General features: G+C 58.2%; 31 protein-coding genes. 26 read left to right on the top strand and 5 right to left on the bottom strand.

The window, feature by feature from the left end; genetic code table 11:
• Positions 1 to 371 precede the first annotated feature (371 nt).
• Together HX839_RS17280 and HX839_RS17275 are read left to right on the top strand one after the other, a co-directional pair.
• Positions 372 to 710, top strand: a complete 339-nt coding sequence (locus tag HX839_RS17280; protein WP_003218335.1) for a hypothetical protein — start codon at positions 372 to 374, stop codon at positions 708 to 710.
• A complete protein-coding gene (locus tag HX839_RS17275; protein WP_059398248.1) occupies positions 707 to 1,051 on the top strand; it encodes a hypothetical protein in 345 nt (114 codons plus the stop codon). Before HX839_RS17280 ends, HX839_RS17275 begins: the two co-directional genes overlap by 4 nt.
• Positions 1,052 to 1,060: 9 nt before the next feature.
• On the opposite strand, the gene HX839_RS17270 is transcribed toward HX839_RS17275, so the two are convergent.
• Positions 1,061 to 1,288 carry a hypothetical protein gene (locus HX839_RS17270; protein WP_152973763.1) on the bottom strand — a complete coding sequence of 76 codons (228 nt, stop codon included), beginning with the start codon at positions 1,286 to 1,288 and terminating at the stop codon, positions 1,061 to 1,063.
• 141 nt (positions 1,289 to 1,429) lie between these two features.
• Here HX839_RS17270 and HX839_RS17265 point away from each other — a divergent pair, with 141 nt between their 5' ends.
• Positions 1,430 to 1,618 (top strand): hypothetical protein, encoded by a 189-nt coding sequence (locus tag HX839_RS17265; RefSeq protein WP_177067408.1) that lies wholly within the window; start codon positions 1,430 to 1,432, stop codon positions 1,616 to 1,618.
• Positions 1,615 to 1,869: a hypothetical protein gene (locus tag HX839_RS17260; RefSeq protein WP_068931899.1), complete on the top strand. Its 255-nt coding sequence runs from the start codon at positions 1,615 to 1,617 to the stop codon at positions 1,867 to 1,869. Before HX839_RS17265 ends, HX839_RS17260 begins: the two co-directional genes overlap by 4 nt.
• A gap of 31 nt (positions 1,870 to 1,900) precedes the next feature.
• Here the strand turns inward: HX839_RS17260 and HX839_RS17255 are convergent, their stop codons facing one another.
• The gene (locus HX839_RS17255; protein WP_177067407.1) at positions 1,901 to 2,107 is read right to left on the bottom strand and encodes a hypothetical protein; all 207 of its coding nucleotides are present in this window, start codon (positions 2,105 to 2,107) and stop codon (positions 1,901 to 1,903) included.
• Between the two features lie 74 nt (positions 2,108 to 2,181).
• On the opposite strand from HX839_RS17255, the gene HX839_RS17250 reads away from it, so the two are divergent.
• The 5 genes from HX839_RS17250 to HX839_RS17230 are packed head-to-tail and all read left to right on the top strand — an operon-like array spanning position 2,182 to position 7,063.
• Positions 2,182 to 2,805 carry a putative metallopeptidase gene (locus HX839_RS17250; RefSeq protein WP_177067406.1) on the top strand — a complete coding sequence of 208 codons (624 nt, stop codon included), beginning with the start codon at positions 2,182 to 2,184 and terminating at the stop codon, positions 2,803 to 2,805.
• A gap of 30 nt (positions 2,806 to 2,835) precedes the next feature.
• The gene (locus tag HX839_RS17245) at positions 2,836 to 3,297 is read left to right on the top strand and encodes a DUF2280 domain-containing protein (protein ID WP_177067405.1); all 462 of its coding nucleotides are present in this window, start codon (positions 2,836 to 2,838) and stop codon (positions 3,295 to 3,297) included.
• Positions 3,284 to 4,585 (top strand): terminase large subunit domain-containing protein, encoded by a 1,302-nt coding sequence (locus HX839_RS17240; protein ID WP_177067404.1) that lies wholly within the window; start codon positions 3,284 to 3,286, stop codon positions 4,583 to 4,585. The genes HX839_RS17245 and HX839_RS17240 overlap by 14 nt, the downstream gene beginning before the upstream one ends.
• Complete coding sequence (locus HX839_RS17235) at positions 4,582 to 6,000, top strand: DUF4055 domain-containing protein (RefSeq protein ID WP_177067403.1); 1,419 nt, start codon at positions 4,582 to 4,584, stop codon at positions 5,998 to 6,000. Before HX839_RS17240 ends, HX839_RS17235 begins: the two co-directional genes overlap by 4 nt.
• Positions 5,975 to 7,063, top strand: coding sequence for a minor capsid protein (locus HX839_RS17230; protein ID WP_177067402.1), 1,089 nt, complete (start codon positions 5,975 to 5,977; stop codon positions 7,061 to 7,063). The genes HX839_RS17235 and HX839_RS17230 overlap by 26 nt, the downstream gene beginning before the upstream one ends.
• A 15-nt stretch (positions 7,064 to 7,078) precedes the next feature.
• Here HX839_RS17230 and HX839_RS17225 read toward each other — a convergent pair whose 3' ends face one another.
• Positions 7,079 to 7,654 (bottom strand): hypothetical protein, encoded by a 576-nt coding sequence (locus HX839_RS17225; RefSeq protein WP_177023130.1) that lies wholly within the window; start codon positions 7,652 to 7,654, stop codon positions 7,079 to 7,081.
• A 159-nt stretch (positions 7,655 to 7,813) separates the two neighbouring features.
• Here HX839_RS17225 and HX839_RS17220 point away from each other — a divergent pair, with 159 nt between their 5' ends.
• The 11 genes from HX839_RS17220 to HX839_RS17170 all read left to right on the top strand — a co-directional run bounded on the left by HX839_RS17220 (position 7,814) and on the right by HX839_RS17170 (position 14,159).
• Positions 7,814 to 8,542 (top strand): hypothetical protein, encoded by a 729-nt coding sequence (locus HX839_RS17220; RefSeq protein WP_145163877.1) that lies wholly within the window; start codon positions 7,814 to 7,816, stop codon positions 8,540 to 8,542.
• A 12-nt stretch (positions 8,543 to 8,554) separates the two neighbouring features.
• The gene (locus HX839_RS17215) at positions 8,555 to 9,520 is read left to right on the top strand and encodes a major capsid protein (RefSeq protein ID WP_042572010.1); all 966 of its coding nucleotides are present in this window, start codon (positions 8,555 to 8,557) and stop codon (positions 9,518 to 9,520) included.
• Positions 9,521 to 9,567: 47 nt separating this feature from the next.
• The gene (locus tag HX839_RS17210; RefSeq protein ID WP_177023129.1) at positions 9,568 to 10,152 is read left to right on the top strand and encodes a hypothetical protein; all 585 of its coding nucleotides are present in this window, start codon (positions 9,568 to 9,570) and stop codon (positions 10,150 to 10,152) included.
• A gap of 59 nt (positions 10,153 to 10,211) precedes the next feature.
• On the top strand, positions 10,212 to 10,715 hold the full coding sequence (locus tag HX839_RS17205) for a DnaT-like ssDNA-binding protein (RefSeq protein ID WP_177023128.1): 504 nt from the start codon (positions 10,212 to 10,214) through the stop codon (positions 10,713 to 10,715).
• Positions 10,716 to 10,755: 40 nt separating this feature from the next.
• Positions 10,756 to 10,920 (top strand): hypothetical protein, encoded by a 165-nt coding sequence (locus HX839_RS17200; RefSeq protein ID WP_177023127.1) that lies wholly within the window; start codon positions 10,756 to 10,758, stop codon positions 10,918 to 10,920.
• Between the two features lie 46 nt (positions 10,921 to 10,966).
• Positions 10,967 to 11,335: a hypothetical protein gene (locus HX839_RS17195; protein ID WP_177023126.1), complete on the top strand. Its 369-nt coding sequence runs from the start codon at positions 10,967 to 10,969 to the stop codon at positions 11,333 to 11,335.
• Positions 11,332 to 11,988 carry a hypothetical protein gene (locus HX839_RS17190; protein WP_177035822.1) on the top strand — a complete coding sequence of 219 codons (657 nt, stop codon included), beginning with the start codon at positions 11,332 to 11,334 and terminating at the stop codon, positions 11,986 to 11,988. Before HX839_RS17195 ends, HX839_RS17190 begins: the two co-directional genes overlap by 4 nt.
• A complete protein-coding gene (locus tag HX839_RS17185; RefSeq protein ID WP_177067401.1) occupies positions 11,985 to 12,401 on the top strand; it encodes a phage tail terminator-like protein in 417 nt (138 codons plus the stop codon). The genes HX839_RS17190 and HX839_RS17185 overlap by 4 nt, the downstream gene beginning before the upstream one ends.
• A gap of 391 nt (positions 12,402 to 12,792) precedes the next feature.
• Positions 12,793 to 13,449, top strand: coding sequence for a phage tail protein (locus HX839_RS17180; RefSeq protein ID WP_177067400.1), 657 nt, complete (start codon positions 12,793 to 12,795; stop codon positions 13,447 to 13,449).
• A gap of 3 nt (positions 13,450 to 13,452) precedes the next feature.
• The gene (locus HX839_RS17175; protein WP_177067399.1) at positions 13,453 to 13,833 is read left to right on the top strand and encodes a phage tail assembly chaperone; all 381 of its coding nucleotides are present in this window, start codon (positions 13,453 to 13,455) and stop codon (positions 13,831 to 13,833) included.
• Between the two features lie 47 nt (positions 13,834 to 13,880).
• A complete protein-coding gene (locus HX839_RS17170) occupies positions 13,881 to 14,159 on the top strand; it encodes a DUF1799 domain-containing protein (RefSeq protein WP_177067398.1) in 279 nt (92 codons plus the stop codon).
• A gap of 202 nt (positions 14,160 to 14,361) precedes the next feature.
• On the opposite strand, the gene HX839_RS17160 is transcribed toward HX839_RS17170, so the two are convergent.
• Together HX839_RS17160 and HX839_RS17155 are read right to left on the bottom strand one after the other, a co-directional pair.
• Positions 14,362 to 14,616 carry a hypothetical protein gene (locus tag HX839_RS17160; RefSeq protein ID WP_177067351.1) on the bottom strand — a complete coding sequence of 85 codons (255 nt, stop codon included), beginning with the start codon at positions 14,614 to 14,616 and terminating at the stop codon, positions 14,362 to 14,364.
• 229 nt (positions 14,617 to 14,845) lie between these two features.
• Positions 14,846 to 15,049 (bottom strand): hypothetical protein, encoded by a 204-nt coding sequence (locus HX839_RS17155; RefSeq protein WP_057009022.1) that lies wholly within the window; start codon positions 15,047 to 15,049, stop codon positions 14,846 to 14,848.
• 201 nt (positions 15,050 to 15,250) lie between these two features.
• Here HX839_RS17155 and HX839_RS17150 point away from each other — a divergent pair, with 201 nt between their 5' ends.
• The 6 genes from HX839_RS17150 to HX839_RS17125 all read left to right on the top strand — a co-directional run bounded on the left by HX839_RS17150 (position 15,251) and on the right by HX839_RS17125 (position 21,477).
• Positions 15,251 to 15,700, top strand: coding sequence for a superinfection immunity protein (locus HX839_RS17150; RefSeq protein ID WP_218173635.1), 450 nt, complete (start codon positions 15,251 to 15,253; stop codon positions 15,698 to 15,700).
• A gap of 106 nt (positions 15,701 to 15,806) precedes the next feature.
• Positions 15,807 to 19,037 carry a phage tail tape measure protein gene (locus HX839_RS17145; protein WP_177067396.1) on the top strand — a complete coding sequence of 1,077 codons (3,231 nt, stop codon included), beginning with the start codon at positions 15,807 to 15,809 and terminating at the stop codon, positions 19,035 to 19,037.
• Positions 19,038 to 19,039: 2 nt separating this feature from the next.
• On the top strand, positions 19,040 to 19,378 hold the full coding sequence (locus tag HX839_RS17140) for a phage tail protein (protein ID WP_177067395.1): 339 nt from the start codon (positions 19,040 to 19,042) through the stop codon (positions 19,376 to 19,378).
• A 10-nt stretch (positions 19,379 to 19,388) separates the two neighbouring features.
• Positions 19,389 to 20,138, top strand: a complete 750-nt coding sequence (locus tag HX839_RS17135; protein ID WP_177067394.1) for a phage minor tail protein L — start codon at positions 19,389 to 19,391, stop codon at positions 20,136 to 20,138.
• Between the two features lie 2 nt (positions 20,139 to 20,140).
• Entirely contained in the window at positions 20,141 to 20,896 is a 756-nt protein-coding gene (locus tag HX839_RS17130; protein WP_177067393.1) for a C40 family peptidase, read from the top strand.
• Positions 20,893 to 21,477 (top strand): tail assembly protein, encoded by a 585-nt coding sequence (locus tag HX839_RS17125; RefSeq protein WP_177067392.1) that lies wholly within the window; start codon positions 20,893 to 20,895, stop codon positions 21,475 to 21,477. Before HX839_RS17130 ends, HX839_RS17125 begins: the two co-directional genes overlap by 4 nt.
• The last annotated feature ends 15 nt before the right edge of the window (positions 21,478 to 21,492 follow it).

The raw sequence follows: 21,492 nt of genomic DNA, 5'->3' as shown, positions 1-21,492 counted from the left end.
AAAATACGGGCATTTCGCTTCTCGAAAGGACAGAGCGCATTGGATCCGCTCACTCTGCATCTATAAATCACAATGCAGAATCCGAAGAAACGTTGCATTAATTGAGAAAATGAGAGAGTATTTACTCATCGTGCCTATACACCGCATTTTGAACGCTCTTCAGCGTTGAAATCAACCAATGAGTCCGGTCTAAAGGAGGCTCCGCCAAGTACGGGGCCTCTTTCGTTTGGTTTCAGGGAAACCTGGTCAATCTTAAGGCCTCGCCATCGTGCGGGGCCTTTTTCGTTTTCGGCCCCGCCACACCCTTCGCACTTAGTAGGGAGTGCCGCCGGGGCTGACCTATTTCAAACATGCCCCACGGAGTCGAGCGCATGGAGTATCTACAGCGCCTGCTCGACAAGATCGACAGGTTCGAATTGCTGATTGCGGGCCTAGTTGGCGCCGTGATCGCCAGTTGGTGGCACAAGGACGACTTGAACGACTGGCGTGCCTGGATGATCTTCCTGATCACCGGCATGGCCTGCTCGATTTATCTGACGAGCATGGTCAGCACCTATCTGGGAGTGACCGAGCCGAAGATCGTCGCCGGTATCGGCTTCCTGTTGGGTGCATTCGGCGGCTCGCTCCTCGCGGCCATCAATCGAGCCATCAAATCCGCTGACCTCTGGGCGCTTATTCGCCAGCGGTTCGGGGGAGGCAACCCACCATGAATCTTGAACTGATCAACTCCATCGCCTGCGGCCTTGTCGCACTGTGGGCAGCCTGGTGCGTACTGAGCGGGAAGGTAAGGGACGGCATCCTCGGGAAGCTGATTTACTCGGCCGTCGCCATCAGCGGCTTCGTCGTCATGGCGCGCAGCCAGAACATCTTCTTCGGCCCGACCATTGCGGGCCTGACGCTGCATGTATCCCTGGCCCTGGCCGGTGCCCGGCACATCTTCATGGTCACGTACTGGCAGCGGGTGAAGGTCTGGCTGTGCCGGACGTTGAACTGCGAGCACTGCCTGCACTGTGACAAGGCACCTGGTGGTGTCGAGCGCCGGGGCAAATAGCTTTCCGATCTACTGGTCTGGGCGCAGCGCACGACTTCGGGAACCGCAGGCAACGTCGAGCTCAGCGTTCAGCTGATCCACCTGTTCCTGACTGATCCAGCCAGCTGTCATCAGGGATTGGTTGTAACCGACTGCGCCCAGTCTGAGCTTTGCCAAGTGCGCCTGATCTTTGGCTTCGGCCAGGTAATGGAAGTTCTTGCGCGCTAACGCCATCGCGGATGCTGCATCAATTGGCATGACGTTAGCTCGACTAGAGATGAGGCGCGCAGATTGCCGCAAGTCGTCGATCAAGGGTAGTGGATTCTGACTAATCAATAGCAAGTAATCCGCGCCACGTTTTCGAATGCCCGAAATCGTGGCGCGGCATTGGAGTAGGGCATGACCGCTAGCATCCACGACATAGCCGACCAGCGCCCGCACCTGATGGTGGTAGCCAATGATGGTGCCCACGTAATCCCGCACGCACTGGTTCAATCTGTGATCGCCGGCGACAAGCCTTCCTCGATCCTGACTGAGCTGGTGGTGAAGCGGATCATTGAAGAGTGGCTGCAGCAGGTGACCAAATGACCGTCAAGGTTCTGGAGTTCAAGCGGGAAGACTGGCGCGACGCCGCCAAGACCCTGCGCAAAATTGCCGACGACCTTGATGCGGGCGAGCATCCTGAATGTACCGTGGGCGCTTTGACGCTGATCGGCGCGAAGGGCGAGGTCACGGTGTTCGGCCTCGGCCCCAAGTGCGACGACCTGCAATGCCTGGGTGCTATGCGCCTGGGTGAGCAGAAGTTGATTGATGTGCTGCTGGATATCGGGGAAGGGTAGGTGTGCCGCAGGTGAGTGCGGCACGGGTGTATCACTTCACTTTCAGAGCTTCCTGGATCTTGTCAGCGTAACGATCCAAATTATCGAGTTCCCATTGAAGCTGGGACGCGCCGGTGGAGTTCAAGACCTTGGACTGAATCAAGGTCAGCGCGGCTGCCACGGCTGCCTCTCGCTGGAGGGCTGATGATCCTTCGCCTAAGCCGTTGTCCCTGCGAAGATTCTTGAAGTTTTCAGACATGATGCGTTCCTTGCTGTTGAGTTGATCGTCACCAATACCGGCAACGCGCCACTATTTCAAGCTTAAGGTGACCCATGGACAGGCCATACCCTCCATCGTCATTGCTTGAGCTGTCCGATCTTTCCGACTTTGGCGTCCGGCTGACCCCAGCTCCCGAAGTGTGGGAGTGGCTCCAGGCCGAGATCCTTGCCGACACCGGCAGCATTCACAACGAAGACCATGCCCACCTACTGGATGCAGACATCAGGATCATGTGGGCGTCGTCGTGCTTCGAGAAGCAGGGTAGGACAGTCCTGGGCCAGGCCGAACAGGTAGCGTTCCGCGCCGGTGGCTGGCAGAAAGCCCGGATGGAGCAACAGATGCGTGATTGGTTCGGCGATGTGCCGGCCTTCATCATCACCCTGGCTGCTGACTACTGCGCCCAGTGCAGTGACCTTGAGTTCTGCGCACTGATCGAACATGAGCTGTACCACCTGGCTCACGCGACCGACAAGTACGGTCAACCAGCATTCACCCAAGACGGTGCACCGAAGATCAAGCTGCAGGGCCACGACGTCGAAGAGTTCGTCGGTGTCGTCCGCCGCTACGGCGCAAGCCCTGACGTTCAAGCGTTGGTGGATGCTGCAAACAGTCCTGCTGAGGTGGGGAAATTGAACATTGCGAGGGCCTGCGGAACCTGTCTGCTCAAGTCGGCCTGATTTTGGACAGGTTTGGACGGATGAACGCCTATGGCAGCTCTAAGCAGTGAGGTGAAGACCTTTGTAGTACAGGCTCTCGCTTGCTTCGATACGCCTTCTCAGGTGGTTGAGGCGGTCCATAAAGAATTCAGCTTGAGCATCACCCGGCAGCAGGTCGAATCCCACGACCCTACAAAGGTTTCAGGTAAGAAGCTCGCCGACAGATGGAAGACCCTTTTCGAGCAGACCAGAAAGCGTTTCCGCGAAGAGACTGAAGACATACCCATTGCCAACCGCGCGTTCCGTCTGCGCGCCATGAATCGATTTGTGGAGAAGGCAGAGTCGATGAAAAACATCGGCTTGGCCATGCAGATCCTCGAACAGGCCGCGAAGGAAACCGGCGACATCTACGTCAACCGGGCCCGGAAGGAAGAGGTTGGCGATGAGCCGGTGATCCCGACCCGCATCCAGGTCGACGTGGTGGATGCGAGGAAGCCGAATGCCGAGCCTTAATGTTCCGCAGGCTCAGTTCCTCACGCTGCCCCACAAATTCCGTGCGTTCGTTGCCGGGTTCGGCTCAGGCAAGACCTGGGTGGGATGCTCGGCACTGAGCAAGCACTTCATGGAGTGGCCCGGCGTCAACGCTGGCTACTTCGCACCGACTTACCCGCAGATCCGAGACATCTTCTATCCGACCATGGATGAGGTGGCCTACGACTGGGGGCTGAAGACCAAGATCAACCAGGCGAACCACGAAGTTCACATCTACAGCGGCCGGCAGTACCGCGGCACTGTGATTTGCAGGTCGATGGAGAAGCCGCAGACCATCGTCGGTTTCAAGATTGGCCATGCCCTGGTGGATGAGCTGGACGTGCTGACTGCCCTGAAGGCACAGCAGGCCTGGCGCAAGATCATCGCCCGGATGCGCTACAACTTGCCCGGGCTGAAGAACGGGGTGGATGTCACCACGACGCCGGAGGGCTTCAAGTTCGTCTTTCTGCAGTTCGTGAAGCAGCTGCGCGACAAGCCATCGCTCAAAGAGATGTACGGCCTGGTGCAGGCCAGCACGTTCGACAACGAGCTCAATCTGCCGGATGACTACATCGCCTCGCTGATGGAGTCGTATCCACCTCAGCTGATCATGGCTTACCTCAAAGGCCAGTTCGTAAACCTCACATCCGGCACGATCTACACGGCCTACGACCGCAAGCTGAACGGGTGCTTCGACACCGTGCAGCCCGGTGAGCCCCTGTTCATCGGGATGGACTTCAACGTCGGCAAGATGGCGGCGATTACCCATGTTAAGCGTGACCAGGGGCTGCCCAGGGCTGTGGATGAACTGATCGACGGCTACGACACGCCCGACATGATTCGCCGCATCAAAGAGCGCTACTGGCAGCACGACGGCAACGACTTCAAGAAGACCTGCGAGATCAGGATCTACCCGGATGCCTCGGGCGATTCGCGCAAGTCCGTGAACGCCAGTATCACCGACCTGGCCATGCTCAAGCAGGCCGGGTTCGCGGTCATCGCTCCAGCGGCAAACCCGCCGGTGAAGGACCGAATCAACGCAATGAACGCCGTCTTCTGCAATGCGCAGGGCGAGCGCCGCTACCTGATCAACTCGCTCACCTGCCCAACCTACGCCGACGGCCTGGAGCAGCAGGTGTGGGGCGCGAACGGGGAGCCAGACAAAACCGCCGGCATCGATCACGCGAACGACGCCGGCGGCTACTTCATCCACCGCGAGTACCCGATCATCAAACCGGTCACCGCTATCAAAATGGGATACGCCCGATGAGCAACGACGTCTCCTTCAAGCGGGCGGAATACACGGCAGTGCTGGACCGCTGGGCAACCGTTCGCGACGTCTGCGCGGGCCAGCACCGGGTAGTCGATCGGCTGCCGTACATCAACGCGCACGACAAGTCGCCGGAGAACGAAGATCGGAACCGGGCTTACCGCGAGCGGGCGGTGTTCAAGAACGCCACCGGGCACACCCGTAACGGGCTGCTGGGCCTGGCCTTCCATAAAGACCCGACCCTCACGGTGCCGAAGAAGCTGGAATACCTGCAAGACAACGCCAACGGCTCCGGAGTGAGCATTTATCAACACTCCCAGGGCACGCTTGAAAAGGTGCTTGAAGCTGGTCGCCACGGTCTTTACGTCGACTATCACCAGGACGACGGCATCGGCGGGCACTCGGTGATCCTGTCCTACTGCGCTGAAGACATCATCAACTGGCGCACAGGCATGGTGAACGGGCATAGCGTGCTTACCCTGGTCGTGCTGCGCGAGTCGCCGGAGATCCCGGAAGGGTTCGGCTACAAGACGGCTGAGCAGTACCGGGAGCTGGCGCTTGAGGAGGACGGTTTCGTTTGCCGTGTCTGGCGCCGGTCCGGGCCGAAAGGTGGCGGGCCGCTGGCGGTCATCGAAGAGTTCAAGCCCGAAGGCGTCACCGGGCGTTTCAAGGAGATCCCGTTCACCTTCGTCGGCGCGCAGAACAACGACCCAAGCATCGACGAGTCGCCGCTGTACGACATCGCCATGATCAACCTGGGCCATTACCGGAACAGTGCCGATTACGAAGACAGCGTCTTCTGGTGTGGCCAGGCCCAGCCATGGATCAGTGGTTTGGATGAGCAGTGGGTGAAGCTACTCGAGGCGAAGGGTGTTTATGTCGGTTCGCGCGCGCCGATGCTCCTCCCAGCGGGCGGCGCCTTCGGTTACGCGCAGCCGGCACCGAACACGCTGGTCAAGGAGGCCATGGCCGATAAGAACCAGATGATGATCGAGTTGGGCGCCCGGATGGTGGTGGCGTCACTGGCCGCCAAGACCGCAACGGAGTCCCGCGGCGATCAATCGGCCTCTACCTCTGTGCTGGCTGGCTGTGTGGCGAACGTCAGTGAGGCCTATACCCGGGCGGTCATGTGGTGCTGCGCCTACACGGGCATCGCTGACAAGAAGGTCGCCTACCAGGTGAATCAGGAGTTCGTCGAACTGACGGCTGATCCGCAGATGATCACGGCTTTGGTTGGCTTGTGGCAGCAAGGCGGCTTCGCCAAGGCAGACCTTCGGGCCTACCTGCGCAAGCTGGGCCTGATTGCGCCAGAGCGTACGGACCTGCAGATCGACGGTGAACTGGAAGAGCAGATCGACGGCCTGGGCCTGGATGACGAGGACAAACCAAATGGCGGTAGATCCGGCAGTACTTGATGCCACGATCCGGCACGCGGTCTTCCTTGAAAAGCTGAAGGCAGGGGAGGTCGGAAAATTTGCTCCTTTCCTCAAGGAGATTGACCAGTCTATCCGGGACCGGCTAACCAAGTCGGACCTGACCGAGTACAACGTCAAGCGCCTGGAGGCGCTGCTGAAGGAGGTGGACGGCCTGTTGCTGGGCATCTTCGACCGGTACAGCGCGCAGCTGAACCTTGACCTGGTGGACATCGCCAATTACGAGGCGGAGTTCGAAGCGACCAGTCTGGCCAAGTCTGCACCGGTGGGCGTGTCGCTCGATGTGGTGGCGCCCACAGCTGCGGCAATCCGAACCGCAGTGCTGACGAACCCACTCAGCGTGCGCGGTACCGGTGGCGGGAAGCTGCTGAAGGCCTTCATCAAAGACTGGACCGGTGCAGAGCGTGAGCGCGTCACCGGCACCATCCGGCAGGGCTTCTTCGAGGGGCAGTCGAACTTCCAGATCATTCGCAACATTCGCGGCACCAAGGCGGCAGGGTACAAAGACGGTATCCTGGCCACTACCAACCGCAATGCCAGCACGGTCGTGCACACCGCTATTCAGCATGTGTCGTCCCAGGCGCGCATGGAGGTCGCGAAGGCCAACACGGATATCGTGCAAGAGATCCAGATGGTGGCCACGCTGGATAGCAAGACCAGCCAGTTGTGCCGCTCGATGGACAAACGCAAGTTTCCGGTAGATTCCGGCCCAAGGCCGCCATTCCACCCGAACTGCCGAACCACGTTCATCCTGCTGACCAAGCTCAGCGCGATGTTCGCCAAGGGCGCTACGCGGGCCTCGGTGGGCGCAGACGGCGGCCAGCAGGTGAGTGCCGATCTCGATTATTACCACTGGCTCCAGCAGCAGCCTGCTTCGTTCCAAGACGTCGCCATCGGTCCTGTCCGGGCCAAGCTGTTCAGGGAGGGCGGGTTGACCGTCGAGCGCTTCGCCGAGCTGCAGCTTGATCGCAACTTCTCGCCGCTGACGCTGGTGCAGATGAAAGGGCTTGAACCGCTGGCATTCGAGCGTGCAAACATCAACTGAGCCGTCGTTTAGATCTCAAGGTTGTCGATTGCTTACTACTACGAATGGATTCCCAGCAGGATCTTTGCCCTGAAGTACGATCCGTTTTTGCTCCTGCGAAACGATTTTTAACTCGTCTGAGCTACCAGGCAAATAGTGTTCATTCAAATCAGGTAAAGAGATACCGGTTAGTTTTTCCAGTAAGGGAATCGGAAGGTCAATATCGCCGCTCTTGTATCTTCCGGGCTCTGTGCGTAATCCAGTCAATGTGAAGGTAAGAAATTCCTTGCTAGCCGTCCAAGTGCCGACGCCGCGCGCTAGCACGACTGAAGTAAAAGGCCCGCCAGCGGTATTGCCGGAGAATTCAAATGTCCCATTCAAGTTGTATTTACCGTTTCGAAAGTATTCGGTGACACCATTGAAGGTAAACGTCCCTCCTGGAACTGGATATTGATATTTGCTCTCCCAGCGCCCCAGGAATGCTGGATTCAGCTCGGGACCTGAGGGGTAAATGACTCCGTAAACTGTTGCAATACCCGCGAGGAGAGTGATCAGACCCATTGCTCTGACGTAACCCTTACGAGTGTATTGTTTAATCGTTTCTAGGTTCATTTTGTGAGAACTACTCCATTAGTTGTTTGGACAGATTGACATCATTCTACCCAGTTCAGTACACGCAGCGACACCAAACCATCTTTCTCCCAAGCCTCGCATTCGCGGGGTTTTTTTTGCCTGCAAAGCGGGCGGTTCATACCCAAGGGGTGCATCAACATGGCAGAAGAAAACGAAATCGACCTGGAAAACCCGGCAATCAAGGCCGCTATCGCGACTGCCGTTGAAGCATCTGTGTCTGGTCTCAAAACCAAGAACTCGGAACTGCTGGGCAAGCTGAAGGAAACCTCCGGCAAGCTGACCCAGTTCGAAACACAGTTTGAAGGCATCGACATTGAAGCCGTCAAAGGACTGCTCAACCGCGCCGGGCAGGACGAAGAAACTAAGCTGCTGACCGAGGGCAAGGTGGACGAAGTCTTCAACCGCCGGACCGAGCGCCTGCGTGGCGACTACGACAAGCAGTTGAAGACCATCAGCGAGCGAGCTGAGAAGGCCGAATCCTTCGCGGCCAAGTTCCAGGGCAAAGTCCTGGGCGATTCGGTACGCGGCGCAGCGCTGAAGGCCGGTGCTCTGCCGGAAGCAACCGACGACATCATCCTGCGCGCTAAAGGCGTGTTTACCCTTAACGAAGATGGCGATGCAGTCGCCGTTGATGAATCCGGCCAGGTCATCCTCGGCAAAGACGGCAAAACCCCTCTGACTCCTCTCGAATGGGCGGAATCTCTGCGCGAAAGCGCACCTCATCTGTGGCCAAGGGCTTCAGGGACATTTGCCCCGGGCGGGGGTGGCGGCAAGGCTGCATTCAAGCGCTCCGAAATGACCTCCGAGCAGAAGCGCGACTTTCAGCGCAAGCACGGCCAAACCGCATACCTCGCATTGCCCAAGTAAGGGGATTGACTCATGGCTACAACCGTTAACAGCGACCTGATCATCTACAACGATGAGGCGCAAACCGCATACCTGGAACGTGTTCAGGACAACCTGGATGTGTTTAACGCATCGTCCAACGGCGCAATGGTGCTGGACAACGAGCTGATCGAAGGCGACTTCCGCAAACGCGCGCTCTACAAGCTGAACGGCTCTCTGGAACACCGCGATGTTAACTCTGACGGCAAGGTAACTGCCAAGAAGATCAGCGCCGGCGAAGCTGTTGGCGTCAAAGCGCCTTGGAAGTACGGCCCGTACCAGACCACCGAAGAGGCGTTCAAGCGCCGCGGTCGTCCGGTCGAGGAGTTCTCCCAGATCGTCGGCGCCGACGTTGCTGACGCGACCCTGGAAGGCTTCATCCAGTACGCAACCGCTGGCCTGCGTGCCGCCATTGGCTCCAACGCTGACATGGTGGTTTCGGCCAACATCGAAACCGATGGCAAGAAGACGCTGACTCGCGGTATGCGCAAGTTCGGCGACAAGTTCGGCCGTATTGCTCTGTGGGTCATGCACTCCAGCGCCTACTTCGACATCGTCGACGAAGCCATCACCAACAAGATCTACGAAGAAGCTGGTGTCGTGATCTACGGCGGCCTACCAGGCACCCTGGGCAAGCCGGTACTGGTGACCGATACCGCGCCGGCGGACGTGATCTTCGGCCTGCTGCCAAACGCCGTGACTATCACCGAGTCGCAGGCCCCGGGCTTCCGTTCCTACGAAGTCAACGACGAAGAGAACTTGAGCATCGGCTACCGCGCTGAAGGCACCGTGAATATCGACGTGCTGGGTTACAGCTGGAAAGCCACCACTGGTGGTTCCAACCCGACCTTGGCTGCCGTCGGCTCCGCTGCCAACTGGGTCAAGCACGCGGGCAGCAACAAGGTCACTGCCGGCGTGATGATCACGCTGACCGCAACGCCTCCGGTCACTGGCGGTTAAGGCTCAAACTCAACGCGCGGTCAGCAATGGCCGCCTTGGAGAAACACATGGAACTGACTTACAGCAACCAGCTGAGCGGCTTCGACCCGGAGAAGCGTTACCGCAATCCGGAACACTTCGATAAGCCCGAAGCGGGTGTGACCAGCGTGCTGGTGATTGGCGATTGGCCGAGCGTGGTCAATGCGTACGAAGCAGCCGGCATCGATGTGTCGGTGAAGGAAGCCAAGCGGGCGCAGATTGTTGGTGCGGGCAACCAAGCCGAACTGGAAAAGGTGATCACGGCTTTGCGTGCTGAGCATGGATCGATCCTGATCCTTGTTGACGGCCTGGAAGCTGGCGAAATCCATCGTCCAGAGTCCGGCGACCTGGCGTTGCGCTTGTTTGACTTGCTGGGCACCGCCCATGCTTCGGTTGATGAGTTGACCACTGAACGTGACGGCCTGGCCTTAACTGTCGACGCACTGCGTGGCGAGGTTGAAGCGCTGAAGAAGTCTGCCCTCACGCCGCCGGCTGACGAGGCCAGTGATATCGCGGCTCTGAAAGCAAAGCTCGATGAAGCCAAGGTCCAGTATCGGGCCAACGCCTCGAAAGAATCCCTGGAAAAGCTCGTCGCTGAGCTGACCAAGGAGTAATACTGCTGGCTGTCGGTGATCCGGCGGCCAATCTTCAAACCATTCCAGCGAGTTGACGCATGACACTCATCATCGAGGACGGCACCGGCAAGCCTGACGCCGAAAGCTACGCGAGCGCCGAGGACCTGGCCATGTATGCCGTGAGGTTCGGCACGGTCATCCCCGCAGGTGTTCCTGAGCAGGAAGCGTTGCTGCGCCGGGCCGCCTTGGCGATGGATGGCATGGTCTGGAAGGGGCGCAAGACCAGTAGCGAGCAGGGACTGTCCTGGCCGCGCCGGGAGGTACTGCTGGATCACGAGATCAAGCCGAACAACTACCTGCCAGCGCGTATTCAGTACGGTCAAATGGCCCTGGCCGCCGAGATCCACCAAGACGATATCGACCCGGTGGAGAAGCGCAAAGGCGCCGTGCTGCTGGATCGTGTTGAAGGTGCGGTGACGCGGCAGTATGCGGCTATCCCGTCCACCAGCAACCGACTGTTGCCGGCGGCGCCGGATCGGCCGAGCGCTACGCAGTTTGCCGACTACCTACAAAAACGGGGGTTGTTTGCGGTAAGAGCGTGATGGTAGCGTTGTTGTTCGACAAGAAACAGGAGGCGTAGGAATGACCCCCAGTGCTGATGAAAAGCGTGAATTTTGGACTCGGGCATATCTTGCCGCTCTCTCCGGAATGGCGGGAAACGTTAATGATCCGGAAGCGGCAAAACGAGCGGTTACGATAGCTGATGAAGCGTTAAAAACCTTTATTCAAAAAATGCTCAGTTTCTAAGCGAAAGCCCAGCCATCGAGTTGGGCTTTTCACATCTGGAGCCACCATGGCCTTCTACGACGAAATGGCCGTGATGGCTCTGGAGATGATCACAGAGTTCGGCCAGCCCGTGACCATCAGCAAGACTCAGCCGGGCGAGTACGACCCGGAGACGGGCGGGGAAGCGCCTGGCGCAACCATCGAGCAGATCGCCCAAGGCATCCTGCTCGACTTCTCCGGCTTGGAATTCCAGAACAACAGCCTCATCAGGCAGGGCGACAAGAAACTCAAGATTGCTGCCCAGGGTTTGGCCTGGGTGCCGGGCTTGCTGGATAAGGTGGTTGCCCAAGGCCGTGCCTGGTCAATTGTTCCTCCGCTGAAGGAGGTCAACCCAGCCGGGACGCCAATCCTGTATGAGCTGCAGGTGCGGTCATGACGAACAAGTACGCGAGGATGAACGGTAGCTTCGCCGAGAACATCCGTGACTTCGCCGAGCGCGCCCAGGCCGGTATCGACGCGACCATCCGCGAGATTGTTATCGAGATCGGCAGCAGCGTCATCCGCATGTCGCCCGTGGGCAATCCAGAGATATGGGCGGCGAACGTTGCGCACCGCCAGGCGAACACCCGGGCCGCCGATGACTATGACTTCAAGGTCGCGGTCCGCAATACGATCATCAATCTCAACGAATCGAACTTCACCAAAGCAGGCAAGCTGCGGCGCGGTTTGAAGTACGCCAAGCCCCTCACCAAGACCGAGCGCGACCAGAACTTCAACGTGAACGGTTTGGTGGCAGGCAAGGGCTACGTCGGCGGGCGGTTTCGCGGGAACTGGCAGTTTTCGATTGATACGCCGGCCGAGGGAATGCTTGATCAGATCGATGTCAGCGGTAACGTCAGCATCGCCGTGCTCAAGGCACAGGTTCAAACCCTGACCGCGGGGCAGACGGCCTACATCGTGAATAACCTGCCCTACGGAATCCCGCTTGAGTATGGGCATAGCAAGCAAGCGCCTCACGGGATGATTCGGGTCACGTTGTCTCAGTTCCAGAAAACTGTCGATGACGCCATCAGGAATAACCAAGTATGAGTCACGCCATCATCGCATCGATCTATGAGGCCAAGTTACTTGCCTGGAGCAGGGCGCGTGCGGAGCCCATCAAGGTCGTGTTCGAAAACACTCAGTATGACCCGGCGGACGGCGAGACCTATCTGCGGGCCTTCATGCTCCCAGGCGATACAGCCAGCAGCACGCTCGCCGGCGACCATCGAGCATTCATCGGCGTTTACCAGATCAGCATTGTGGCCCCGGCCGGTACCGGCAAGACCAAGACGAACCCACTTGTGGCTGAGTTGACCACGCTATTCCCGCTTTATGCGCGAGACACAAAGACAGGCCTCACCGTCGTTACGATGTCGCCAGTTGATCCTGGCCCAGGCATCACAGACCCGCCGACTTACACGGTGCCGGTGTCGTTCGAATACCGAGCCGACACCGCCTGATCCTAGACGGTAGAATCCATTCATGAATTGGTTTGGGAATACCTGCGATGGACGAAATCAGGAAGCAGCGACTTCAATATCTAAGTGAGTGGGTAGAGGATCACTGCTATAGGAATCGCGAAGAAATCGCTTTGAGCGAGCGGTGCCTATGCGTCGGATGCGGTCTCTGGCTCGTGCCAACTGACATTCTTAAGTGGTACGAGGATAAGCATGCCTGCTGCCCAAGCTGTGGCCTTACCGGTGTGGTCGTAGGCTCGAAATCCGGTATCCCTTTGGACGAGGTCCGAAGCAATATGGAAGTCAATTAGCAACAAACACATTTAGCCCGTTGGGCAAACCCCGAAACCCGCCTCCGTGCGGGTTTTGTCATTTCTGAAAAGAGGAAACACCCATGGCCGGCATCCAAATGCCCAACGGCGCCACCCTTGAGATCGCAGCTGCTTACGGCCCGGCGATCCCATTTACCGCTTTGACGAATGCCAATCCAGCTGTTGCAACCGCTGCGGCGCACGGTCTGGCTGAGGGCGACGTCATCGCTGTCAATTCTGGCTGGACTCGCCTCGATGGTCGCGGCGTTCGAGTCGGTGAGATTGCCAGCGGCACTTTTGCGCTGGAAAACGTCAACACCACCAGTGTTCAGCAATACCCTGCCGGCTCCGGCATCGGCTCTGTCCGCGAAGTGACTGGCTTCACCGAGATCTCGCAGATTACTGAGATGAATTCCAGTGGTGGTGATCAGCAGTTCCTGACTTTCGGCTTCCTGGCTGACGATGACGATCGCCAAATGCCGACCACAAAGAACCCAATCACGCTGACCTTCACCGTCGCCGACGATCCGTCCAAGCCATATGTGGCCGTATGTGAGGCGGCGGACGATGATAAGCAGGCTCGTTTGCTCCGACTCAACCTTCCTGGCGGCAGCAGCATCATCTACAACGGCTACGTGTCGATCACCTCGACGCCGACCATGTCCCGTAACAACCTGATGACCCGTGTTATCAGTCTGGCGCTGACCGGCCGCCCAACCCGCTACGCGGCCACGGTGTAAACCATGGCTAAGTTCAAGTTGATCCAGAAACCGACCTTCAAGGCGCCGGTGATGATCCAGCGGGCCGGGTACAACGCCGAAAAGGTGGAGTTCGAGTTCAAGTACCTGGACCGTACCGCGCTGGCCGAGTTGTATACCGGCTGGAACGAGCGGCACGACGAATTGGGCAGGCAGGTCGGGGATATGGACCTCAAAGCTTTCACCGCCGCCCAGATCGCCCTACAAGCTGACCAACTGCTGGATGTGGTGGTGGGCTGGGATATCGAAGAGGAATTCACGCCTGAAAACGTGCGCATCCTCGTGAATTCGATCAACTCGGTGCCGAAGGCGGTGCTGAACGCGTACGCCGAAGCCTTTAGCGAGGCCCGCCTGGGAAACTCCTAAGCGCCGCACGCGCGCTGTATGAGCCGGGGCCTACAGATGCAGACCTGATGGCCTTCGGCTTGTCGCGCCAAGACATCCCCGACAAGGAAGTCGAAATCTGGCCCGAAAACTGGGAAGCGTTCAAAGTCTTCGAGGCCATGAGCACCCAGTGGCGCACAGGTGCGTGCGGCGCAACAGGCATGGACTACAGCGTTCTCTCCGGGGTGATTCGGATGTGTGGCGTACCGATCAGCCAGCGACAAACCATTTTCAGCGACTTCCGCCGTATGGAGGCTGAAGCCCTGCAGGTGATGGCGGAGCAGCGGGAGAGCGCTAGGGGAGGGTGATCCTCAGGCACAAAGACGCAAGACAACCAACATGACGCGGCATGGCCGCAGGAGATTTACGTGTACGAGCTGAAAATGGGAGTAACTGAGTCTGGAAAGACTTGCGTGGCCGGCATAGGAATCGGCGTGGAGGGGCCTGCTGTGGGTGATTCCGATGCAAGCGCACTCAGCGAGAGTGAGATGCAGCTTGCATCGGCGATGGTCAGCGTGAGTTCGCCTTTACCGTTTCGATTGCGGTCAGAGCCCCGTTGATGGCAGACCTGTAGAGCTCGATCTTCTCAGGTGGCACAGCCTTCGGATTTTCTACCTTCAAAGCCGCACGAAGATTCTCCTCAAGTAAATGCCCTTGAGCGCTGCCAGCGTACACCACTGCGGTTAGATTTTTAACGACCTCTGCGAGACCTAAAATCAAAGCGTCGTGCCGATCGTAAGGCCTGAGTTGGGTACTGTCTGTCACATTGACCTCCAGGTCATAAGCGCGCCGATATTGGCGCTACCCAGTCCTTGGGCTTGCAGGCGTAGGACTGGGGAATCCTTTTTTCACTCATTCGAGTATTTCGAAATGACTCAAATCGAACGTAGCGATATTGCGCGGACGCTGGACTCTCTCGCGCTTGCGTTGGCTGATCATGGACACAGCTGGAGCGATGAGCTGAGAGCTTCCTATGATCGCGCCACAGCAGCCCTCAAGGCTTCCGATTGTAAGGCGACTGGTTTGTTGGCTTGAGGCTTATGCCCAGCTCGGCGGCCTTGCTGTAGATGGATGCCTCGGAACGGCCAAGCTTCAGGCCGATTACGCGGGTAGGGGTGTTACCAGCAGCAAGGGTGCGCAGCTGAGTAATCTCTGCCGCTGTCCATTCCTTTCCGCCGTTGGTAGGTTGCTTGGCCATTGCTCAGTTCCTTCTGGGTTGGAGGCCAAAAGCTACTACTGATAGCGGCCTGCGCGTTACTGGCATTCCATCCACGCTGGATGTCTGGCCAGCTGCTGATGCACGCGAACCCGAAGAACCCCGCCAATGCAGGGCTTTGTTGTTGGCATTTTTGCCCATGCCTCGACGGTGATACGATAAAGTCCCAAGCATGGATACCCCATGATCACTGGACAGGGACTTCGAATGTTTGTCTTGAGGCTGCTCGTTTTAGGTTTTTTGGCATTTTTCAGCTATTCGATGGGCACGCAGCGCGGACCGCTCAACGCATTCGGAACGATAGTTGCGTATAGCTCGGTAGTGTTCGTGCCGATGTTCTATATGCTCCCCACTATTGAGGCATGGATTAGGAAAAGCACGAATTTGCCCGCCATAGCCGCCGTGAATTTCTTCCTCGGCTGGAGCTTGCTGGGTTGGGTCGCGGCTCTGGTTTGGGCATTCAAACAGCCATCGCCCGTGGTGATGGTGCGTGAGCCTGAAGCGCCGCTCACCAATTTCAGTATGCCAACCCAGGAAAAGCCAAAGAAGAATTGCCAGTTCTGCGGAGAGGAGATTCTGGCGATCGCCGTTAAGTGCAAGCACTGCGGCAGCGATTTAACGCAGGATTCCTAGCCTCCGCCGAAATAAGCGCACAAAACAAGCCGGCCATGAGCCGGTTTTTTATTGCCCAAAGAAAAGCATCGGATTGCAGTCCAACCGTGCAAGAAGAGAGAAGCCAATGAGCACAAATTTCGCCTCCCTGGGCATTTCGGTTGAGTCTTCACAGGCAGCTAAAGCTTCCGATGATCTGGACAAGCTTGTCGATTCGGCGGTGGAGGCTGAAAAGGCCATCGATGAACTTGGGAAAACTGGTGAAGGTCTCGCGAACACTGGCAAGAAAATCTCTCAGACCGAGTCAGAAGTAGCGCAAGGGGTCGAAAAGACGACTGTCGCGATTGATCGTCAGGCAACCGCCGGCAAAAAACGAAGCGACAGTGCCGCGTACGAGATGACCATCACTCGGCAGCTTGAAGCTGCTGTCGCGGCCGCCGCGGGCTCCAGAGAGAATCTCTCGCGGGCGAATGAGCTTTACGTTAAGGCTCAGGAGCGTGGTCTGCTACTGACTGAGGATGAAATTCGACTTGAGGGGCTTCTCGATAAGGCAGAACTGAAAGTCGAATCGTCGCGGATGCGGCAGATCGCAGCTGCCGAGAAAGAGAATGCTCAAAAGCAGAAACTGATTGAGTCAGAGAACCGTCGCATTGAGGCGCTCAAGCGAACTGTTAATGGCATAGATCCACTCACCAAGAAACTTGCTGAACTGGAGGCTCGTGAGCGGGCTCTCAACGAGCTGCATAAGTCGGGTGAGTATGACGCGCTTCGTTACAACGAGGCTCTGGCCAAGATCGGAAAAGACCGGGCCGGCTTGACCGAGACCGCCAGTGCATTCGACAAGCTGAAGCTAGGAACCCGCCAGGCACAAGAAAACGTCATGCAGCTTAGCAACGCGCTTCAGTCAGGGGACTGGGGTAGTGGGGTTCGTGCCGTGACCCAATTGGGAGTTGGCGCTGGCGCGACCATGACCAGCATGCTCGCTATCGCTGCACCTATTGGGATCGTGGTGGCCGCCATCGGCGGGCTTGCATATGCCTACCATAAAGGCAGTGAGGAGCAGGAAAACTTCAGTAAATCACTGGTTTTGACTGGCGATCGCGCCGGGGTAAGTGCCGCCCAGCTTAGCGATATGGCTCGCCAGGTGAGCGCAACAATCGGCACGACAGGGCAGGCTGCCGAGGTCCTGGCATCTTTGGCAGGTAGCGGTAAGCTCGCTAGCGGGAGCTTTGTTGAGATATCAGAAGCTGCTATCGCCATGGAGAAGGCGACTGGCAAGTCGGTTGATGCAACCGTCGCAGAGTTCGTGAAAATTGCTGAGGATCCCGTCGCTGCGGCGAAGTCTCTAAATGAGCAATATCATTTTTTGACGGCGAGTGTGTACTCGCAAATCGTCGCTCTCCAAGAGCAAGGAGATACGGTCGGCGCTGCAAAAATACTTACCGACAGTTACGCCTCGACTATTGAAACAAGAGCCGGCCAGATCACCCAAAACCTTGGGCTCATTGAGCGTGGATGGAATGACATTCGGGATGCAGCCAAGAAAGCGCTCGATATCCCGCTTTCGCTCGGACGCGAGAAAACTCTGGCAGAGCAGTTAGAAAGCGAGAGAGCAAAGCTCGACGACCTGAATAAAAAGACGTCCGGAAACAAAATTGTTGCCGGCAGTGCCTCGGTATCTGAGGAGCGCAAGCAGCTTGAAGAGTCGATCCGACTAAAAGAAGCCTATGTCGAGATTGAAAAGCGTCAAAGCAAGTACGTAGGCGACCGCAGAAAGATCGAAGACGACGCGGTGGATGCAACTGCTCGTGCTGATGCTAGGCACTTGGCGAACCTTTCGAATGAAGGAAAGCGCGCTCTCGAGATCAAAAAGATCAATGAGGACACAGCGAAGATCCGCGCGGCGAACCCCAACGATAAGAGAGTTGATCCTAAGTACGTCGCCGAGCAGATAAAGGACGTCAATGACAAGTACAAAGACCCGAAAGGCGCCTCCAGCCAGGTCGACCTGACCGGCTTCAATAACGCCAAGAACAACCTATCCGATATCGTCAATGAATACCGGAACGCCCAGAAGGAACTGGAGGCCCAGCAGAAAGCCGGCGTAGTTTCGCTGTCGGACTATGCCAAGCAGCGTTCGGCCCTGATCAATCAGGAAAAGGATGATGTCGCCGCGGCTTACCAGGCCGAGATCGACGCTTTGGAGGCTGCCAAGGCCAAGAAAGGCACAACGGCGGCTCAGAGCATCCAGCTTGACCAGAAGATCGCCGACGCACGGCAGGGGATGGTCAAGGCTCAGAAGGACGCCGACAGCCAGCTGACGGTTATCGCCACAAACGAGAAGGGCCGTTTGGAGCAACTGACGGCCGCCTCAGAGGCGTACGTCAATCAGCTGGAACGCCAGCGAGCCGCACTGGAAGCCGCCGGCTCCCGCGCTGCAAATGGGCTGGGCCTGGGCGACCGGCAAGCAGCACTACAAGCGAGTCTCGACGCAACCACAGACAGGTTCAACGACGAGCGCGCCAAGCTGCTGGATCGCCGCAAGACTGCGCCTGACAAGTACAGTCAGGAAGACTACATGCGCGACCTGGCCAGCCTGGAGGACGCGGAAAGGAAGTACAGCGACACCGTGGTCGATAACTACGACAAGATGTCGGAGGCCCAAGGCGACTGGCGTAGCGGGGCATCGTCGGCTTTCCAGAACTACCTGCAATCTGCCAACGATGTGGCTGGCCAGACCAAGAGCCTGTTCACCAATGCCTTTTCCAGCATGGAAGACGCAGTCGCCAATTTTGCTGTCACCGGCAAGCTTTCGTTTTCCGACTTCACCAAGTCGATCCTGGCGGACATGGCGAGGATCGCCACTCGGCAGGCTGCATCCAGCATCTTATCGAGCATAGCGTCTGCGTATGGCGGTGGAGGTGCCAGCTTCGGCTCAAGCATCGGTAGCGCTATCACCGCCAACGCCAAGGGCGGTGTTTATGACTCGCCGAGCCTGTCGAGCTTCAGCAACCAGGTGCACGATAAGCCGCAGATGTTCGCATTCGCCAAGGGTGCGGGCATCTTCGCCGAGGCCGGTCCGGAGGCGATCATGCCACTGACCAGGACGGCCGGCGGCGAACTTGGTGTGCGTGCGCTGGGCGGTGGAGGTGGAGGTGGCGGTGGCGGTGGAAACACCTACAACTTCCCCGTGTCGGTATCCGTGCAAACAGCAAGCGACGGCGGCAATGCAACGCAGGAAGACACCACGCAACTGGGCAAGGGCATTCAGCAGGCAGCCAAAACTGAGGCTGAAACCGCAATTGCCAAGGGCCTACAGCCTGGCGGCTCAATCTGGCGCCTGATCAACGGGAGGTAACCGTGGCGATTGAAACTTTCACATGGGCCACCCAGCACGGGGAGTCGCCGACATTTGAATATAGGACCAGGGAATCACGCTTTGGCGGGGGCTATAAGCAAGTCGTCGGCGATGGGCCCAACAATAAAGAAGATGCCTACCCAATCACCCATACCGGCAACACTGCCACGGTACTGGCCATCATGGCGTTCTTCGATCGACACCAGGGCGCCAAAGCTTTCTTGTGGATCACTCCGCTGGGGCAGCTTGGCCTGTTCACCTGCAAGAACCCAACCCCGACGCCCATGGGCGGTGGCGTATTCAAAGTGACGGCGACATTTGAGCGCGCGTTCCACCCGTAAAGGTCAATCTATGTCCCTGATCAATGCTATCCAGACTCTTGAGCCTGGCAATGAAGTCATGCTGTTCGAATTGGACGGCAGCGATTACGGCGCGGGAATTCTGCGCTTCCATGGTCACGCTATCCCGCACACGCCTGCGGAGCTGCTGGCCGCCGGCTCGAACGCCGACCAGCTGCCAGCGAAGTCGATCTGGTGGAAGGGTGAGGAGTACGGCGCTTGGCCCATGCAGTACGAGGGAAGCGAGGCGAATGGCGACGGCACGGCGGTACGGCCGAAACTGGCCGTCGGCAACGTCAACGGGCGCATCACTGCGCTCTGCCTAGCCTTCGAGGATCTGCTGGAGTTCAAGTTGACAATTCGCAACACGCTGGCCGAGTTCCTTGATGCCGTTAACTTCGAAGGCGGCAACCCTGCGGCCGACCCCACCCAAGAATCGATCGAGGTCTGGTATGTCGACCAGAAGACCAACGAGGACGGCGAGTCGGTCAGCTGGGACTTGGCCAGCCCTGGCGACGTCGGCAGTGAAACAATCGGCAGGCAGATGACCACGCTATGCCATTGGGCGCTGACCGGCGGCTACAGAGGGCCTGATTGTGGCTACACCGGGCCGTATCGGGACAAAGATGGAAACCTGACGGATAACCCCGAAAACGACATTCCCGATGGAACGCTAGGGCGCTGCTGCATTCCCCGATTCGGTGAGGGCAACCCTTACCCGTTCGGGGGATTTCCGGCTGTGTCACTCATTGCCCGGAGCTGAAAATGCGCAAACATATCATTGCGGCCATACAGGCGCATGCGGTGGCCGAGTACCCGAAAGAGTGCTGCGGACTGGTGCTGGCCGTGGGCCGGTCACAGAAGTACTTCCCGTGCCGGAACATCGCCACGGATCCAAGCGAAGAGTTCCGGCTTGAGCCAGAGGACTATGTCGCGGCAGAAGACCAAGGCCAGGTTATCGGTATCGTGCATTCGCACCCGGACGCCACTAGCCGCCCGTCATCGCGTGACCTGGCCATGTGCGAAGCCACGGCTTTGCCCTGGCACATTCTGTCCTGGCCCGAGGGCGATCTTCGAACTATCACACCAACCGGCAGCACGCCGCTGCTAAAGCGCCCGTTCGTGCATGGGGCGTGGGATTGTTGGCAGGTCTGCGCTGACTGGTATCAGCGGGAGTGGGGGCTTGAATTTGAATCCTTCCAGCGCGCCGATGGCTGGTGGGAGAGTGCGGGCAGCACCAGCTTGTACGAGGCGAACTACGCCGCCGCCGGATTCGAGCAGGTCGAAAGCCCACGGCGAGGCGACATGATCGTGATGGAGGTAGGCCGCACAGCTCACCCGAACCACGCAGGGATTTACCTGGGGACTGATTCGACGCTGCCAGGCGAAGAGTCCTGCGTGTTCGGACCAGGGCCTTTCGTCCTGCACCACCTGTATGGCCGGCCATCAGAGGTGATCATCTACGGCGGCCCATGGCTGCATCGCACCCGCTTAATTCTTCGACACAAGGAGGCCCGATGAGCGCCATCGTTTATTCGCCGATGACCACTATCAAGCTATCCGGCTCGCTGGCCCAGAAGTTTGGCCGACTGCATCGGCGCCAGGTTGGTTCGGGCGACACTTGGGAGGTTTTCCGGGCGCTGAAGGCAACCATTGATGGATTCGAGACTGAGATCCGCCGCCTTGATCGCCTGGGCCTTCGCTTCGCCATCTTCCGCAACAGGAAAAACGTCGGGCCGGATGAGTTCGGCATGGGCGGTGCCAGGGAGATACGTATCGTTCCGGTCGTAGAGGGCAGCAAGCGCGGAGGGCTGATACAAACAATTATCGGCGCGGTGCTTATTGTGGCGGGTTCATATTTCGGGCAGGCCTGGGCTGTGCAGCTCGGTTTAGGCCTCGTAGCGGGAGGCGTCATACAGATGCTAAGCCCTCAAGCCAAGGGGTTATCACAAAGCGCCTCGCCAGAAAACATGCCCAGCTACGCATTTGGATCAGCCAAGAACACCACGGCCAGCGGCAACCCTGTCCCGATCTGTATCGGAGACCGTCGGTGGGGCGGGGCAATCATCTCGGCATCGATCTACGCCGAGGACAAAACGTAGGCACAACGCACCAAA

The organism is Pseudomonas sp. I8001 (assembly GCF_013385345.1).
Classification (GTDB): Bacteria; Pseudomonadota; Gammaproteobacteria; order Pseudomonadales; family Pseudomonadaceae; genus Aquipseudomonas.
Note: the sequence above shows the minus strand (reverse complement) of the source record. Positions and strands in the feature narration are given on the sequence as shown.